This is a genomic window from Peteryoungia ipomoeae, assembly GCF_004912165.1.
GTDB classification, from domain to species: domain Bacteria; phylum Pseudomonadota; class Alphaproteobacteria; order Rhizobiales; family Rhizobiaceae; genus Allorhizobium; species Allorhizobium ipomoeae.
Genome location: NZ_STGV01000003.1, coordinates 344,435 through 359,785, shown reverse-complemented (window position 1 = coordinate 359,785; position 15,351 = coordinate 344,435). Strand labels below are relative to the sequence as shown.

15 protein-coding genes are annotated in these 15,351 nt (G+C 61.0%); 11 read left to right on the top strand and 4 right to left on the bottom strand.

Annotated elements, in window-relative coordinates:
* Positions 1 to 6 precede the first annotated feature (6 nt).
* On the bottom strand, positions 7 to 2,010 hold the full coding sequence (locus FAA97_RS11535; RefSeq protein ID WP_136598674.1) for a sensor histidine kinase: 2,004 nt from the start codon (positions 2,008 to 2,010) through the stop codon (positions 7 to 9).
* A gap of 184 nt (positions 2,011 to 2,194) precedes the next feature.
* On the opposite strand from FAA97_RS11535, the gene FAA97_RS11530 reads away from it, so the two are divergent.
* The 10 genes from FAA97_RS11530 to FAA97_RS11485 all read left to right on the top strand — a co-directional run bounded on the left by FAA97_RS11530 (position 2,195) and on the right by FAA97_RS11485 (position 11,011).
* Entirely contained in the window at positions 2,195 to 2,746 is a 552-nt protein-coding gene (locus FAA97_RS11530; RefSeq protein ID WP_136598673.1) for a LemA family protein, read from the top strand.
* 36 nt (positions 2,747 to 2,782) lie between these two features.
* On the top strand, positions 2,783 to 4,048 hold the full coding sequence (gene aroA, locus FAA97_RS11525; RefSeq protein WP_136598672.1) for a 3-phosphoshikimate 1-carboxyvinyltransferase: 1,266 nt from the start codon (positions 2,783 to 2,785) through the stop codon (positions 4,046 to 4,048).
* A complete protein-coding gene (locus tag FAA97_RS11520) occupies positions 4,045 to 5,985 on the top strand; it encodes a DUF2207 domain-containing protein (RefSeq protein ID WP_136598671.1) in 1,941 nt (646 codons plus the stop codon). The genes aroA and FAA97_RS11520 overlap by 4 nt, the downstream gene beginning before the upstream one ends.
* Before the next feature lie 147 nt (positions 5,986 to 6,132).
* Positions 6,133 to 6,681, top strand: a complete 549-nt coding sequence (locus FAA97_RS11515; RefSeq protein WP_136598670.1) for an endonuclease domain-containing protein — start codon at positions 6,133 to 6,135, stop codon at positions 6,679 to 6,681.
* A 146-nt stretch (positions 6,682 to 6,827) separates the two neighbouring features.
* Positions 6,828 to 9,146 carry a glycine--tRNA ligase subunit beta gene (gene glyS / locus FAA97_RS11510; protein WP_136598669.1) on the top strand — a complete coding sequence of 773 codons (2,319 nt, stop codon included), beginning with the start codon at positions 6,828 to 6,830 and terminating at the stop codon, positions 9,144 to 9,146.
* A 118-nt stretch (positions 9,147 to 9,264) separates the two neighbouring features.
* Positions 9,265 to 9,585: a type II toxin-antitoxin system RelE/ParE family toxin gene (locus FAA97_RS11505; RefSeq protein ID WP_136598668.1), complete on the top strand. Its 321-nt coding sequence runs from the start codon at positions 9,265 to 9,267 to the stop codon at positions 9,583 to 9,585.
* A 1-nt stretch (position 9,586) separates the two neighbouring features.
* A complete protein-coding gene (locus tag FAA97_RS11500) occupies positions 9,587 to 9,901 on the top strand; it encodes a transcriptional regulator (protein ID WP_136598667.1) in 315 nt (104 codons plus the stop codon).
* A gap of 67 nt (positions 9,902 to 9,968) precedes the next feature.
* A complete protein-coding gene (locus tag FAA97_RS11495) occupies positions 9,969 to 10,220 on the top strand; it encodes a type II toxin-antitoxin system ParD family antitoxin (protein ID WP_136598666.1) in 252 nt (83 codons plus the stop codon).
* Positions 10,213 to 10,512, top strand: a complete 300-nt coding sequence (locus FAA97_RS11490) for a type II toxin-antitoxin system RelE/ParE family toxin (protein WP_136598665.1) — start codon at positions 10,213 to 10,215, stop codon at positions 10,510 to 10,512. Before FAA97_RS11495 ends, FAA97_RS11490 begins: the two co-directional genes overlap by 8 nt.
* A gap of 4 nt (positions 10,513 to 10,516) precedes the next feature.
* A complete protein-coding gene (locus FAA97_RS11485; protein WP_425467418.1) occupies positions 10,517 to 11,011 on the top strand; it encodes a 2-thiouracil desulfurase family protein in 495 nt (164 codons plus the stop codon).
* Between the two features lie 58 nt (positions 11,012 to 11,069).
* On the opposite strand, the gene FAA97_RS11480 is transcribed toward FAA97_RS11485, so the two are convergent.
* The 3 genes from FAA97_RS11480 to purD form a co-directional block, all read right to left on the bottom strand.
* Positions 11,070 to 12,890 carry a methyl-accepting chemotaxis protein gene (locus tag FAA97_RS11480; protein ID WP_136598663.1) on the bottom strand — a complete coding sequence of 607 codons (1,821 nt, stop codon included), beginning with the start codon at positions 12,888 to 12,890 and terminating at the stop codon, positions 11,070 to 11,072.
* 266 nt (positions 12,891 to 13,156) lie between these two features.
* On the bottom strand, positions 13,157 to 13,600 hold the full coding sequence (locus tag FAA97_RS11475) for a plant virulence effector HPE1-like domain-containing protein (protein WP_136598662.1): 444 nt from the start codon (positions 13,598 to 13,600) through the stop codon (positions 13,157 to 13,159).
* Positions 13,601 to 13,727: 127 nt separating this feature from the next.
* Positions 13,728 to 14,999, bottom strand: a complete 1,272-nt coding sequence (gene purD, locus FAA97_RS11470) for a phosphoribosylamine--glycine ligase (RefSeq protein ID WP_136598661.1) — start codon at positions 14,997 to 14,999, stop codon at positions 13,728 to 13,730.
* Positions 15,000 to 15,135: 136 nt separating this feature from the next.
* On the opposite strand from purD, the gene FAA97_RS11465 reads away from it, so the two are divergent.
* On the top strand, positions 15,136 to 15,345 hold the full coding sequence (locus FAA97_RS11465) for a type II toxin-antitoxin system HicA family toxin (protein WP_136598660.1): 210 nt from the start codon (positions 15,136 to 15,138) through the stop codon (positions 15,343 to 15,345).
* Positions 15,346 to 15,351: the final 6 nt, after the last annotated feature.

The window sequence follows — 15,351 nt, the reverse complement described above, 5'->3', positions numbered from 1 at the left end:
TCTTCGTCAGGCGGCGTTTTCCTGTTGTGTCTGGGGTCGTGCGACCGGCCCCTTGATGGGCAGTGCAAGTGTGAAGGTCGAGCCGGCCCCAAGCCGGCTTTCGACGAAAATGTCGCCGTCATGCAGCGTGACGATCTGCCGGACAAGCGACAGCCCGATGCCGGTGCCGGCAATGCCGGTTGATGTGCGGGCGCGAAAATACGGCTGGAACAGCTGCGGGATGTCGGCCTGATCGATGCCTATTCCGCAGTCGCGCACCGAAATGAACGCATGGTCATCTTCCGTCCAGCCGCGCACCGCAATCTCTGGCGCGCGCGGCGAATATTTCACCGCATTCGACAGGAGATTGCTCAGAACCTGCGAAATCGCCAGCGCATCGCAGCGCATCACGGGTGGAAGCCCGCTGATATCGGCATCGAAACGGTGGTGCGGCGATGACAGTTTCTGCCGCTGGATTGCCTGGTTCATCAGCGTCTTCACCGAGCACTCGACAAGCGTCAATTCGAGCTTGCCGGTATCCATGCTGCCGGCGGACAGAAAGCTCTCCATCAGCTCCACCATGCGGGCGACGGCGGAGCGGATCTGCTGGGTCTTGTCTGCCAGGAAACGCGCACCGATCTCGCCCTTTTTCCGCTGGATGCGCTGTGCGGCACCATCGATGATCGCGAGTGGCGTGCGGAATTCATGGCTGGTCATGGTCAGAAACTGCCGCTGCATGGCATTGATCGCCTTTTCCTGCTGCAACGCTTCTTCAAGTGCTGCCGCTTGTGCCGCGATCTCGGCAGTGCGTTCGCGGACGGTGATTTCCAGCTCGTCGCGATTGCGGATCAGATCCTTCTCCGCGCGCTTGCGCAATGTGATGTCGCTGTAGCTCAGCACATAGCCGCCGTTTGAAAGCGGCTCGGAGCGTACGGCAAGCACCTTGCCGCTGGTGCGCTCGCGTTCGAAGCTGTAGGACAGGCCAAGCTCGGCCTGCTCGACCCGTTCGCGGATCATCGCTTCATGGTCGCCTTCGCCCCATTCGCCGCGGCTCACATTGTAGCGCAGGATATCCTCGAAATAGGAGCCGGGCGGGAATTGCTCGGGCGGCAGGTTCATCAGGTCATAGAGCCGGCGATTGGCCATGACCAGACGCGAATGGGCATCGAATACGCCGATGCCGCCGGGTATGGCGTCGAAGACCTGTTCCAGAAGCCCGAAAGCCTTGCGCTGGTCGGCACTGGCGATCACCACTTCGGCAAAGATATCCGCATCCTGCCCGCGGATGCGCCAGACCTGAATCTTCACCGGATAAACCGTACCGTTGCGCCGCTTTTGGAAACTGTCAAACAGGACGCTGTCGCGCTGCCCGCTCAACAGCGGCTCGATGCGTGCCCGATAATCGGCCTCGGAAAGTCCGATTTTCAATTCGGATGGCTTCATTTCGGACAGCGCCTGTTCGGTAAAGCCGGTCCGCAGGCACGCCGTGGCGTTGGTGCGTATGATGGTCAGGCTCTTGGGATCGAAGATGTAGATCTCGTCCGTCGACAGCTCGACCATGTCGAGAAGGGTCATGTGCGACCCGTGGCGTCTCGCCAGAATGCCGGCGATTTCGGCCGCCAGGATTTCCAGATTGCCATAGACCTCATGCTTCATCGGCTCTGCGCTGCGGCCGAAAGCGATCAGCGTGCCGCTGATCTCGTCGCCGTAGGGCGGCTTCAACGGTATTTCGTAGACGCAATGCCCCATATTCCGATGAAAATCGAGGGGCAAGCGTCCATCGATGAGGTCGATCGGCAGTCGGATTTCGTCGGCTTCCACATGGTGGATCAGTCTGTATCGGGAGGACTGTGGATCGTGCACGTAGAAGGCGAGAGTGGGTAACAGATCGAAATCGGCAAGCGCGGTGATGATGCCCGCCGTTGTCGTCAGCATGTCGGAAAGACGCCGATCCGAAGCGGCCACCTGAAGGATGGCGCGGTCGGCGACAATAGTCCATTCTGGCAGATCTTTCCAAGCGAGAGACGGCATCCACCCAACCCCAACTTTGCCTTGTACAATATTAGCCAGTACAAATTAAAAGATTTATCCATCCTGTCCCGCAATTTGACCGATTTTCATTCATTTCCACGTGAGCGCACGGGAATTCGCGTCGACCCATGACAATCCGTTTCCAAAACGCTAACGTCCTGCAAGCAAACGGGAGCCCTGCTGAATGTTGACCACACTTGCCATCCTCGTCGCCATTGGTGCCTACCTCGTCTTCATCTACAACGGCCTCGTGAAATCGCGGCAGATGGCGGAAGAGGCCTGGTCCGGCATTGATGTGCAGCTGAAGCGTCGCGCCGACCTGATCCCCAATCTGATCGAGACGGTGAAGGGCTATGCCGGCCACGAGAAGGGCACGCTGGAAAGCGTGATCGAGCTGCGCAACAAGGCGCAGGCCGTGCCGGCAGGCGATGTGGCGGGCCGCGCCCAGGCGGAAGGCCTGCTGGGCGCCGCACTCGGAAAGGTCATTGCGCTCGCCGAAGCCTATCCGGATCTTAAGGCCAACCAGAACTTTCTCGAACTCCAGCGCTCGCTGGAAACGGTCGAAGGCGAGATCCAGATGTCGCGCCGCTATTACAATGGCGCCGCCCGTGACCTGAACGTCAAGGTCGAGAGCTTTCCCTCCAATCTCGTTGCCGGTCAGTTCGGCTTCTCGAAGAAACCCTATTTCGAGATTGCCAACGAGGCCGACCGTGCGGTACCGACGGTCAAGTTCTGACGTCCGAAGAAGGACGACGTTTGAAAGACCGAGATCATGACGACTGACAGCGTGACCATCCTGCCGCCCACCCATGCCCTGACCGGCAAGGTGAGCCCTCCGGGTTCGAAATCCATCACCAACCGCGCGCTTCTGCTGGCCGGCCTTGCCAAGGGCACGAGCCGCCTGACGGGTGCGCTGAAGAGCGACGACACCCGCTATATGGCCGAAGCGCTGCGCCAGATGGGCGTCAACGTCGAGGAGCCGGATGCGACCACCTTCGTCGTCACCGGTACCGGAGAACTGAAGGCACCGGCCGCGCCGCTCTCCCTCGGCAATGCCGGCACCGCGACACGCTTCCTGACGGCAGCGCTCGCACTCGGTCACGGCCGCTACGTCGTCGATGGTGACGAACACATGCGCAAGCGGCCGATCAAGCCATTGGTCGAGGCACTGAAATCGCTTGGCGTCGCCATCGAGGCACCGACAGGTTGCCCGCCGGTCACCATCGATGCCGATGGTGCGTTCAAGAAGAACCACGTCGTCATCGATGCCGGCCTGTCCAGCCAGTATGTCTCGGCGCTGCTGATGGCAGCTGCCTGTGGAACGGAAGCCTTCGAGATCGAACTCGCCGGTGCCGATATCGGCGCGCGCGGTTATATCGACCTGACACTCTCGGCCATGCGCGCCTTTGGCGCCCGGGTCGAGCAGCCGACACCCGCCTCCTGGCGCATCGAGCCGACCGGCTATACGGCTAGTGATTTCCACATCGAGCCGGACGCCTCGGCTGCCACCTATCTCTGGGGCGCGGAAGTCCTGACCAGGGGCCAGATTGATATCGGCACGCCGTCGGCAGATTTTACCCAGCCGGATGCCAAGGCCTATGACGTCATTGCGCAGTTCCCCAACATGCCCGCCGTGATCGACGGCAGCCAGATGCAGGACGCAATCCCGACGATTGCCGTGCTTGCCGCCTTCAACGAGACCCCGGTGCGTTTCGTCGGCATCGAGAACCTGCGTGTGAAGGAATGCGACCGCATCCGTGCCGTTTCGACGGGCCTCAACAACATCCGCGAGGGCCTTGCCAGGGAAGAGGGCGACGACCTGCTCGTCTTTTCGGATCCGGCCCTTGCCGGGCAATCGCTGCCGGCAGATATCGATACCTTCGCCGATCACCGGATCGCCATGAGCTTTGCGCTTGCCGGCCTGAAGATCCGCGACATCACCATTCTCGACCCGGCCTGTGTGGGCAAGACCTATCCCGGCTATTGGGATGCACTTGCCTCGCTCGGCGTCGAACTCGTGAGGAACGATCCGAAATGAAGACCATCCTTCGCCTGTGTTCCGCACTCCTTCTCCTCATCTGGATGGCATGCGGCGCGCAGGCCAAGGAGGTCATCCGCGACTACCATGCGGATATCACCGTTTCCGCCGATGGCGGCATGGAGGTGACGGAGACGATCACCGTCAACGCCGAGGGCAATGAGATCAGACGCGGAATTTTCCGCGATTTCCCGCTCTATGCCCAGGATGCGCGCGGTTCCCGCCGACAGGTGGATTTCGAGCTTCTCTCTGTCGAGCGTGACGGCGAGCCGGAAGATCATCATACGGAAAGCATCTCTGGCGGCATTCGCATTTACACCGGATCGGCCGATGTCCTCCTCGATCGGGGCGAATATACCTACACCATCACCTACCGCACCGGTCGTCAGATCCGCTACTTCGAAGATCGCGACGAACTCTACTGGAACGTCACCGGCACGGGCTGGATGTTCCCGATAGAAAAGGCGAGCGCAACCGTCACCTTGCCTGATGACGCGATGCCGACCCGAACGACCTTTTATACCGGTCCCATGGGCTCGACAGCCCAGAATGCCCGCGAGGTCCCCGGATCGAACGGGCTCGAATTCCAGATCACACAGCCCCTCGGTCCGAACGAAGGCCTGACCATCGTTTTGGCCTTCGACAAGGGCCTCGTCGCAGCACCGTCTTCGCAAGACAGCGCCTGGTGGTTCATCCGCGATAATCTGAATGCCATCATCGGTTTCGGCGGCCTTGCCGTCATCTTCCTCTACTACCTTCGCTCCTGGGTGGCCGTCGGGCGAGATCCGGCAAAGGGCGTTGTCGTGCCCCACTGGGATGCGCCGGATGGCATTTCTCCAGCCCTGGTCAACTACATCGACAACAAGGGCTTTTCCGGCGCAGGCTGGACGGCCCTTTCGGCCTCGGCTCTCGATCTGGCGGTCAGGGGGCTGGTCGAACTCGATGATCTCGACCGCAGCATCACCATCCGCCGCACCGCAAAGCCTGTCGACGGCAGGCTTCAGGCCGGCGAAGCCGCGCTTATGGCGGAGATTCCGAGAGCCGGTGACGAGCTGGTGATCGACAAGGCGCATGGCGAACGGGTGAAATCGGTCGGCAATCGTTTCCGCCAGGCAATCGAAAAGGAGCACCGCAACAAATACTACAAGGCCAATGCCGGTTACACGTCGATCGGTATCGGGCTGTCGATTGCGGTGGTTGCAGCCCTCTTCGTTTTTGGCGATCTGGACGAGGATGTCTACGCGTTGATCCTGGTGCCGACTTTCTTCTCCGTCTTTTTCGGCACCTTCACCGTCGGACTGGTCAAGACGCTACGCGGCGGACGTTCGCTATTCAGCAAGATCTTTGCCATCATCGCGCTGGCCTTCATCGGCTTCATTGCGCTTTCGACGCTGGGCCTGATGCTGATCTCGATGTGGATGGATCTCGAAGCCACCCATCAGTTTCCGGTCCTGATTGCCTTCGGTGGCATTCTGACAATCAATCTTCTCTTCTTCTTCCTGATGGGCGCGCCCACTCCGCTCGGTCGCAAGCTGATGGATGGGATCGAGGGCTTGAGAACCTATCTGACCTTGGCCGAAAAGGACCGGATGAACATGGCCGGCGCGCCGACCATGTCGCCCAGCCATTTCGAAAAGCTCTTGCCCTATGCCGTGGCGCTCGGTGTGGAAAAGCCCTGGTCCAGGGCCTTCGAAGCCTGGCTCGCCACCGCTGCCGCTGGCGCTGCAGCGGTCGCCTACAATCCCGGCTGGTATCACGGCAGCAATCCGGGAGGCTTTGGCGACCGCATCGGCGGCTTCTCATCCTCCATGGCCTCGACCATCGCCTCCACCATCCCCACGCCGCCGCCCTCGAGCTCGTCGTCCTCTTCCGGTTTCTCGGGCGGCGGTGGCTTCTCCGGCGGCGGCGGCGGCGGTGGCGGCGGAGGAGGGTGGTAGCTCCACCTCCCCCTTGAGGGGGGAGGTCGCCGCAAAGCGGCGGGTGGGGGTGACCTTGGGAACACCGACAATCCCCCTGATCCTCAGAGTTGTAAGGCCTCGCGATACAGCATTTGATGGAGCCTTCACGGTTCCGGGAATGCAGCTATGGCAAAGCCACCCACTTCTATGGATCGGTTTCGGCGGGAGACCGCACGGCGCCTTCGCGCCACGTCGACGGATGCCGAACGAAAACTCTGGCGGCACCTCTGGCGGATCCCGATCCATGGAACACACTTCCGCCGTCAGGTGCCGATCGGCCCGTATTTTGCCGATTTTGCCTGCCACCAAATCGGGCTGGTTATCGAACTGGATGGCTCGCAGCACGGCACAAAAGAAGGTCTCTCCAGAGACGAGAGGCGCACGGCCTTTCTGGAGCAACAGGGATACAAGATTATCCGCTTCTGGAACCAGGAAGTGCTATTGGAACTCGATGCCGTTCTCGACACGATCTACGCCGTGGTTAGGGAGCGTGAGACATATCTCGAACGACACCCGGGATATCGCCTTGGACCCAGCCCAAATCTGCCAGTCGCCGCCAGCCAGGCAAACCTTGAATCCTTGGTGGGTCACCCCACCCCGGAGCTTCGCTCCGACCCTCCCCCTCAAGGGGAGGGTGTCCGGGAGGCCGGCGTCGGGCCTCCACCTCCCCCTTGAGGGGGGAGGTCGCCCCAAAGCGGCGGGTGGGGGTGATCGCTGGGCCGCCAACAGCCCCCATTTTACACCGATCCATGGATGACTTTTGTCGCGTGGCTTGCTAAGTCCCCCGCAGCCCTCTGCAACCAGCGAAAAAGTCTCAATCGATGCCCGATCTCCTGCTCGAACTCCGCTCCGAAGAAATCCCGGCACGCATGCAGCGCAAGGCGGCCGGCGATCTGAAGAAGATGGTCACGGATGCGCTTGTTGATGCGGGCCTGACCTATGAAGGCGCGCGGGAATACTGGACGCCGCGCCGGCTGACGCTCGATATCCGGGGCCTGACGGCGCGTTCCTCCGATATCAAGGAAGAGAAGAAGGGGCCGAGCACCTCTGCACCCCAGGGCGCCATCGACGGCTTCCTGCGCGGCGCGGGCCTCACCTCGATCGACCAAGCGATCGTCAAGACCGATCCGAAGAAGGGCGACTTTTATGTTGCCTACATGGAAAAGCCGGGCCGTGCCGCCGAAGAGATCATCGCCGATGTCATGCCCGGCATCGTCAGGGCCTTCCCCTGGCCGAAGTCGATGCGCTCCGGCTTTGCCTCCATGCCCAAGGGCTCAAGCTTTGGCGGCATCGATGGCAAGGGATCGGAAAGCCTGCGCTGGGTGCGCCCGCTGCAGTCCATCGTCTGCACCTTCGGCCCGGAGCATGACGAGGTTCAGGTCATTCCCTTTGAGATCGACGGGATCGTGGCCGGCAATGTCACCTATGGCCATCGCTTCCACGCGCCGGAGGCCATCACCGTGCGCCGCTTCGATGATTATGTCTCGCAGCTCGAGCGCGCCAAGGTCATGCTGGATGCCGATCGCCGCAAGGACATGATCCTACACGATGCCCGCGACCTTGCCTTCGCCAACGGCCTCGAACTGGTCGAGGACGAAGGTCTGCTGGAGGAAGTCTCAGGCCTCGTCGAATGGCCGCAGGTCCTGCTCGGCACGTTTGAAGAAGACTATCTCTCGATCCCGGCCGAGATCATCCGGCTCACCATCAAGACCAACCAGAAATGCTTCGTCGTGCGCCCGCAGGGTGAGACGGACAAGCTTTCCAACCACTTCATCCTGATCTCCAACATCGCGGCCACAGATGGCGGCAAGGAAATCATGCATGGCAATGGCAAGGTCGTGCGCGCCCGTCTGTCGGATGCGCTGCACTTCTGGAAGCGCGATCAGGGCGATCTCCCGGACCTCGATACGCTGAAGGCCTCCGCCGCCAAGTTCGACCTCGACCTGGCCAAGCCGCTCGACCAGCGCATGGCCAAGCTCGATGCGCTGAACGTAACCTTCCACGCCAAGCTCGGCACGCAGGGTGAGCGCGTTGCCCGAATCCGGGAACTCGCCAAGGTGCTGGCCCCGATCGTCGGTGCAGACGCTGCCCTCGTCGACCGCGCCGTGGTGCTGGCCAAGGCCGATCTGCGCACAGAAGCTGTCGGTGAGTTCCCCGAACTCCAGGGCGCCATGGGTCGCAAGTATGCGGCTTTGCAGGGCGAAAATGCTTCCGTTGCTGCGGCCATCGAAGACCACTGGAAGCCGAACGGCCCCTCCGACCGTCTGCCCGGAGACAAGGTGGGGCTTGCCGTTGCACTTGCCGACAAGCTGGACACGCTGACCGGCTTCTGGGCCATCGACGAAAAGCCGACCGGCTCGAAGGACCCCTATGCGCTGCGCCGTGCGGCGCTGGGTGTTGTCAGGATGATTTTGGAAAAGGGCATTCATTATCGTCTGCTGCCGAACATATTTTACACTGTATTTGCCCGCCAGATACTCCCAACGATTTCAGAAAACAAAGAACTGTTACAGCAGCTTGTAGATCTGGGCATTGAGCGAGCACCGGAGATCACATCGGCCTTGGACGAGCGTACGCGCACAGCGTTCGAAGATTCTCTGAGATTGTCAGATGCGGTTTCTCATGACCTCCTCTCCTTCTTCCACGACCGCCTGAAGGTCTATCTACGCGAACAAGGCGCCCGCCACGACATCATCGATGCCGTGCTGACGTCGGATGCTGACGACCTGCTGATGGTCGCCCGCAAGGCCGAGGCGCTCACCGCTTTCATTACCTCGGAAGACGGCCTGAACCTTCTCGCCGGCACCAAGCGTGCTACGCAGCTGCTGGCTGCCGAAGAGAAGAAGGGCACTGTCGTCGCTGATGGCGTCTCGGAAGCGCTCTTGAAGCTCGACGCCGAAAAGGCGCTCTTTGCCGCCATCCAGTCGGCATCGAAGGCCGCTGCTGAAGCCGTGGCATTGGAAGACTTCCGCTCCGCCATGCAGGCGCTGTCGACGCTGCGCGGCCCGGTCGATGCCTTCTTCACCGATGTTCTGGTCAATGACGAGGACGCCGCAATCCGCGCCAATCGTCTGGCGCTGCTGAAGGCCATCCGCGAGACAACCGCAACCGTCGCGGATTTCTCTAAGATCACAGCCTGATGAATGGGCCCCGCCGAATGAACTGCCCCCGAGGTTGGAGGTCCAACTTTCGGGGGTCAGTTCATTCGGCGGGGTCTTTCCTTGTTGACAATGGTGTCTTATGTGGCACCATTGGGCAATGGAGATCCGTGAATTCCTCGACGAGCGTGGGCGCAGTCCTTTCGGGCTCTGGTTCGAGGCGCTGGAACCCATGGCTGCCGTCAAGGTGACGACGGCCATCACACGAATGTCGCTTGGCAATCTGTCCAATGCCAAGGGTGTGGGGGAAGGCGTGTTGGAATATCGGATCGATTACGGACCGGGATATCGCATCTATTTTGGCCGGGATGGCGACCGCCTTATCATTCTGCTCGCAGGCGGCACGAAGAAGCGGCAACGGGCCGATATCGAAGCGGCGCATGCCCGCTGGGCGGAATACAGGAAGCGGAAGGCAGGCTGAGATGGCATTGACGAGAGACTTCAAGCAAACTGTTCGAGATCGCGCACAATCCGATCCGGCTTTTCGCGCGGCGCTACTCAGCGAGGCGATCGAACTTCTGTTGTCAGGCGATGTTGAAACCGGCCGCGCGCTCTTGCGTGACTATATCAACGCCACCATCGGCTTTGTCGAGCTGGGCAAAAAGTCTGGCCTGCCGCCCAAGAGCCTCATGCGCATGTTCGGTTCTGCGGGAAACCCGCGTTCCGACAACCTGTTTGCTGTCATTCGCTTGTTGCAGGATGAAACCGGTGTACAGATCGCCGTCAAGGCAGCGTGAGTGTCCTTGTCAGCACACGCATTGCTGATAGTGTGAGCATCACGGAGTTCCAAAGGGAGCAATCCGCATGAACAAGCCCGTTCAGGTGACCATCGCCGAACCCTATGACAGCTTCATCGATTCGCAGCTCGAAAGCGGCGCGTTCAAGTCTGCCGAAGACGTGGTTGAGGCGGGCCTCAAGCTTCTGAAGGAAGAGCAGGCCCGGATAGAGTGGCTCCGCGCAGCCCTGATCGAGGGGGAAAACAGCGGGCCATCCATGCCCTTCGAACCGGAAGACCTCATGGCGTCCGTTCGCGAAAGATGGAAAAGCCGTGGCTGAGATCCGGCTCAGTCCCGCCGCCCGGCGAGATTTTCTCAAGATCGGGGACTACACCCGCAATCGCTGGTCCGAGGTCCAGGCCGAGCAATATCTGAGGCGGATACTTGAGGTGATTACCGAAATCGGTCGCCATCCTTTCTCTGGGGCCGTTGCTGATAGGCTTCGTGAAGGCTATCGACGTCGCCGTTCCGGTTCCCATCTGATCTTCTACGTCATTAGGGACGACGGCACCATCGAAGTCGTCCGTATCCTACACGAGCGCGCCGACCTTCCTCGCCAACTGGAGGATTGAGCCCATGCCCTCCAAGATCCTCATCAGCGCCTGCCTTCTCGGCCGCCCCGTGCGTTACGACGGCAAGGGCAAGCCGTTGCAGGATCCGCTGATCGAGCGCTGGAAGGCCGAGGGTCGCCTTGTCGGTTTCTGTCCCGAACAGGCGGGCGGTCTGCCGACGCCGCGTCCACCGGCGGAGATCGAGGGCGGCATGAATGGCCAGGATGTGCTTGCCGGCCGCGCTCGCGTGCTGGAGGTGACGGGTGGCGATGTCACCGCGGAATTCGTGGAGGGCGGAAAGAGGGCCGTTGCCTTTGCCCGCGAGCAGGGATGCGGCTTAGCGCTCTTCATCGATGGCAGCCCCTCCTGTGGATCGGGCTTCATCTATGACGGCTCCTTCTCTGGCAATCGTCATCCGGGTTTCGGTGTCACGGCCGCTCTCATGCGCCAAATGGGCATCGAGGTCTTTTCCGACCGTGAGCTCGACCGGCTTGCAGCACGCGTGGAAAGGGCCGGCTGAAAAGCGAAAAGGCCGCCGGATTGCTCCGGCGGCCTTGTCGTTTCGTTGCAAGGCTGGCTTAGCTTGCCATGCGCATCGGCTCTGTCGCTGAGGAAGCCCGGTTCGTCTTGAAGCCGCCAATCAGGTCCAGCAATTCGCCGGTATCATTGGCCAGAACATTGGCAGAGGCCGTCGCCTGCTCAGCCATCGCGGCATTCTGTTGCGTGCCGGTATCCAGTTCGTTGATCGACGACGAGATCGAGCGCAGGGTGGCATCCTGCTCGGCAGCGGCATGGGCAATCTTGTCGACGATGTCGTTTGCCTGCTTGATCTGGGTGGAGATGCGCTTCAGGGCCTCTCCCGCCTGACCCACCAGCTGAACGCCATGCTCAACCTGTCCGGACGAGCGTGCGATCTGGTCCTTGATTTCCTTGGCGGCATTTGCCGATCTCTGCGCAAGCTCTCGGACTTCCTGGGCGACGACGGCAAAGCCCTTGCCGCTTTCGCCCGCACGGGCCGCCTCGACGCCCGCATTCAGGGCGAGAAGGTTGGTCTGGAAGGCGATTTCGTCGATCACGCCGATGATCTTGGTGATTTCGGCAGAAGACTGCTCGATGCCGCTCATGGCCGTGATGGCACGGGTCACGATCTCGTCACTCTGCGAGGCCTCGCTGCTGACATCGGCAACGCGTCCGGCTGCATTGCGCGCACCTTCTGCTGTCTGGCGCACAGCAACCGTCAACTCCTCAAGAGCCGCAGATGTTTCCTCCAGATGCGCCGCCTGGCGCTCGGTGCGGCTGGCAAGATCGCCAGACGCGCGGCGGATTTCTTCCTTGGAAACAGCGATATCGTTGCCCTTGGTGTTCACCTTCGCCATCGCGCCTTCGAGACGCGTCAACGCATCGTTGAAGTCATGCCGCAGGGCTTCGTAGTTGGGGCCGAGATCGGCGCAACGTACCGTCAGATCGCCCTCCGCCAGACGCTTCAGGGACGCGCCGATTGTTTTCACCACATGCGCCTGCTGACGGGTTTCGGCCACCTGCATCTCGGCATTCTGGTTGCGTTCGGCATCAAGCTCCTGTTGGCTCTCGCGCTGCCGCGCCGCCATGGCATGGCGTTCGCGAACCTTGTTCTGCAGACTTTTCGTTGCTTTCGCCATCAGTCCGATTTCGTTCGGCAGGTCGGTATGCGGGATGGCGATGGCAACATCCTCATCGGCGACCGATTCCAGGGCCTTGTGGATCGCTTTCAGCGGGCCGGTAATGTTGCGGATGACCAGATAGGCGGCCGCCAGCGCCAGCAGGAAGATGCCAGTCGTCCAGCCGATGGTGGTGATGATGCTGGAGCGGATTTCTGCCTTCAGATCATCGGTGTAGAGGCCGGTGATGACAACGATCTGCCAAGGATCGAATGCCTTGCCATAGGTCGTCTTGGGGAAGCTGTAGTCATTGGGGTCCTGGCCGGGCTTCGGGCCGATAAACTCGACAAAGCCGCCACCGGCACGTCCCTGCTTGACCAGTTCGTCGCGGTAGAGGAACCCGTTTGTATCGCCCTTGCCCTTGGCCGAGGTGCCGACAAGCTTGGCATTCGGGTGGAAGACAAAGTTGACGTCGTAGTCATAGGCAAAGAAATAGCCATCGGGCTCAAAACGGATCTTGCCGACTTGCGCATAGGCCAGGCGCTGCGCTTCCTCGATGGAGAACTCGCCGGCTTTCGCCCGGTCATCGTAATCCTTGAACAGAGACAAGGCGGACTCGACCTGGGTGCGCAGCAATTCGTGGCGCTGCTGGTAGATAGTATCCGTTGCAGTCCGCACCTGGAAGAAGGTTGCAACGGCAAAGGCGGCCATCAGGCCTGCCACAAGCAGGATGAGCTGGAAGGAGATTTTCAAACGGTTCATGGAGCCCCGCAATGGGATGCGCACTTTCGTCCGAATGCTGGGAGAATAAACATGACGAAGGGCGTGTCAGGCCCGGCGCTGCATCGCGCTCGACCCTGAAAATAACCATAAAATCTTAAGGAGAATTCGTTTGTGCTGCACAGCACAATAAGCATCTGCTGATGCCTGATGTTTTTTCGGTCACCGGCCAGGATTATCCTGGCACGGCGTGTCTGCGGTTAACCGCCTTGGCAGCCCCACTGCTCAGCGGACTGGCTCGTTCCTGCTCAGTCGGACAGGCCCTGGACCGTTGCCTGCGATGCTGCATCCGAACCCTCGCTACCATCGACAACAGCCGCTGTCGCATTGGTATCGATCTGATTGGGTGCGCCTGTCGCGCTGGCGATGATGGAGGAGCCGCGCGTTTCCCAACCTTCGGCGGAACTGATGAACAGGACCGGCGACCCACCCATCAGATTGTCGATGCGCTTCAGTTTGCGCGCGCCATCTTCCTCGATCACTTCGGCAAGTTCGCCGCTCTGGTTGACGGTGGGCACCTGATAGTCGCTTTTGCGGCGCTCGACAGGCGGTGGGCAAAAGTGGCAGGAAACGGTGACGATGCTCGGTTGCCGCAAGGGTTTGCCGTGCACCTCTTCAATCGACGAGGCAGCTGCCGTTCCGGCCGAAGCGGCAAGCGCGACGAAAGCAATTGTCGAAAGGGTATAGCGCATTGGGGTGTTCCTCACTCTGTGCGAAGAACCCTATCCAGGTTTCCTTTCAATCCGGTCAGGAGGTTTGGTAAAATTTTAACAAACGCTCACTTTGGGACCGGCTAGAGGGCGTTTCAGCGCTCAGATGTCATTGCTGTTCCCGAGCGATTGCCTGCCAGCCGATGTCGCGACGGCAGAAACCGTTTTCCCATTCGACTGCATCGACCAGCCGATAGGCGCCGGCCTGGGCGTCCGCAACCGTGGAGCCGGTCGCCGTCGCATTCAGTACCCGGCCGCCGGTCGCCACAAGCTGTCCGTCCTTCAGCGCGGTGCCGGCATGGAAGACCTTGGCGCCATCGCCGACCTCAGGCAGTGATGCGATCGGTGTCGCCTTGTCGTAAGTGCCCGGATAGCCCTTGGAGGCGAGAACCACGGTCAGCGCCGGATCCTCGCTCCATTCGGCCGTTACCTGGTCGAGCGTGCCGGTCGCCGAGGCATAAAGGATCGGCAGCAGATCGCTCTTCAGCCGCATCATCAGCACCTGGCATTCCGGATCGCCGAAGCGCACATTGTATTCGATCAGTTCTGGACCCTTGGCGGTGATCATCAGACCGGCAAAGAAAACGCCCTGGAAGGGATGGCCCATCTCGGCCATGCCCCGCATGGTCGGCTCGATGATCTCCTTCATCGTGCGCTCGACCATTTCGGGCGTCATCACCGGTGCCGGCGAATAGGCACCCATGCCGCCGGTGTTCGGGCCGGTATCGCCATCGCCGACGCGCTTGTGGTCCTGTGCGGTGGCAAGCGCCAGCAGCGACTTGCCGTCGGACAGGCAGAAGAAGCTCGCCTCCTCGCCATCGAGATAGGCCTCGACCACCACTTCTGCACCGGCAGCCCCGAAGGCGCCCTCGAAGCAGTCGTCGATGGCAGAGAGCGCCTCGTCGAGCGTCATGGCAACCGTCACGCCCTTGCCGGCGGCAAGCCCGTCGGCCTTGATAACGATCGGTGCGCCCTGTTGGCGCACATAGGCCTTGGCTTTCGGCGCATTGTTGAAGCGTTGATAGGCGCCTGTCGGAATGTTGAAGCGGGCGCAGACATCCTTGGTGAAGCCCTTGGATCCCTCAAGCTGCGCGGCGGCGGCCGAAGGACCGAAAACGGCAATGCCGGCCTCGCGCAGTCTGTCTGCAATGCCGGCAACCAAGGGAGCTTCCGGCCCGACCACAACAAAGTCGATGCCCTTGTCCTTGCAGAAAGCGATCACGGCTGCATGGTCGTCCGTGTCGAGCGAAACGAGTTCGGCCTCTTCGGCAATGCCCGGATTGCCCGGTGCGGCATAAAGCTTGGTAAGGAGAGGCGACTGGGCAATCTTCCAGGCCAGCGCATGTTCGCGTCCACCCGACCCGATCAACAAAACCTTCATCGCCAGCCTCCAATGCCACAAGGGAATGCCCGGCGGTTAAGGGGGAAGGCGAGAAAGGTCAAGCTTTTGCAGGCATCTCCCCTTGGAAATGAGCGATGTGCTTGCACTCGGATCGATCTATACCTACTAATAGGTATTGGAGGGAGGGGTTCTTGACCAGCCAGGACGTGCCCGTCGCCTTCTCGCCGATGGGTGGTATGAGGTCGGACAGAAGGGCAGCCACAAACACTATCGCCACCCCTTGAAACCAGGCCGGGTGACGGTGCCGCATCCGAAGCGCGACATACCGATCGGTACGCTTCGCTCGATCTGGCGGCAAGCCGGCTGGCCCTGGCCACCGACGTGAACCCGG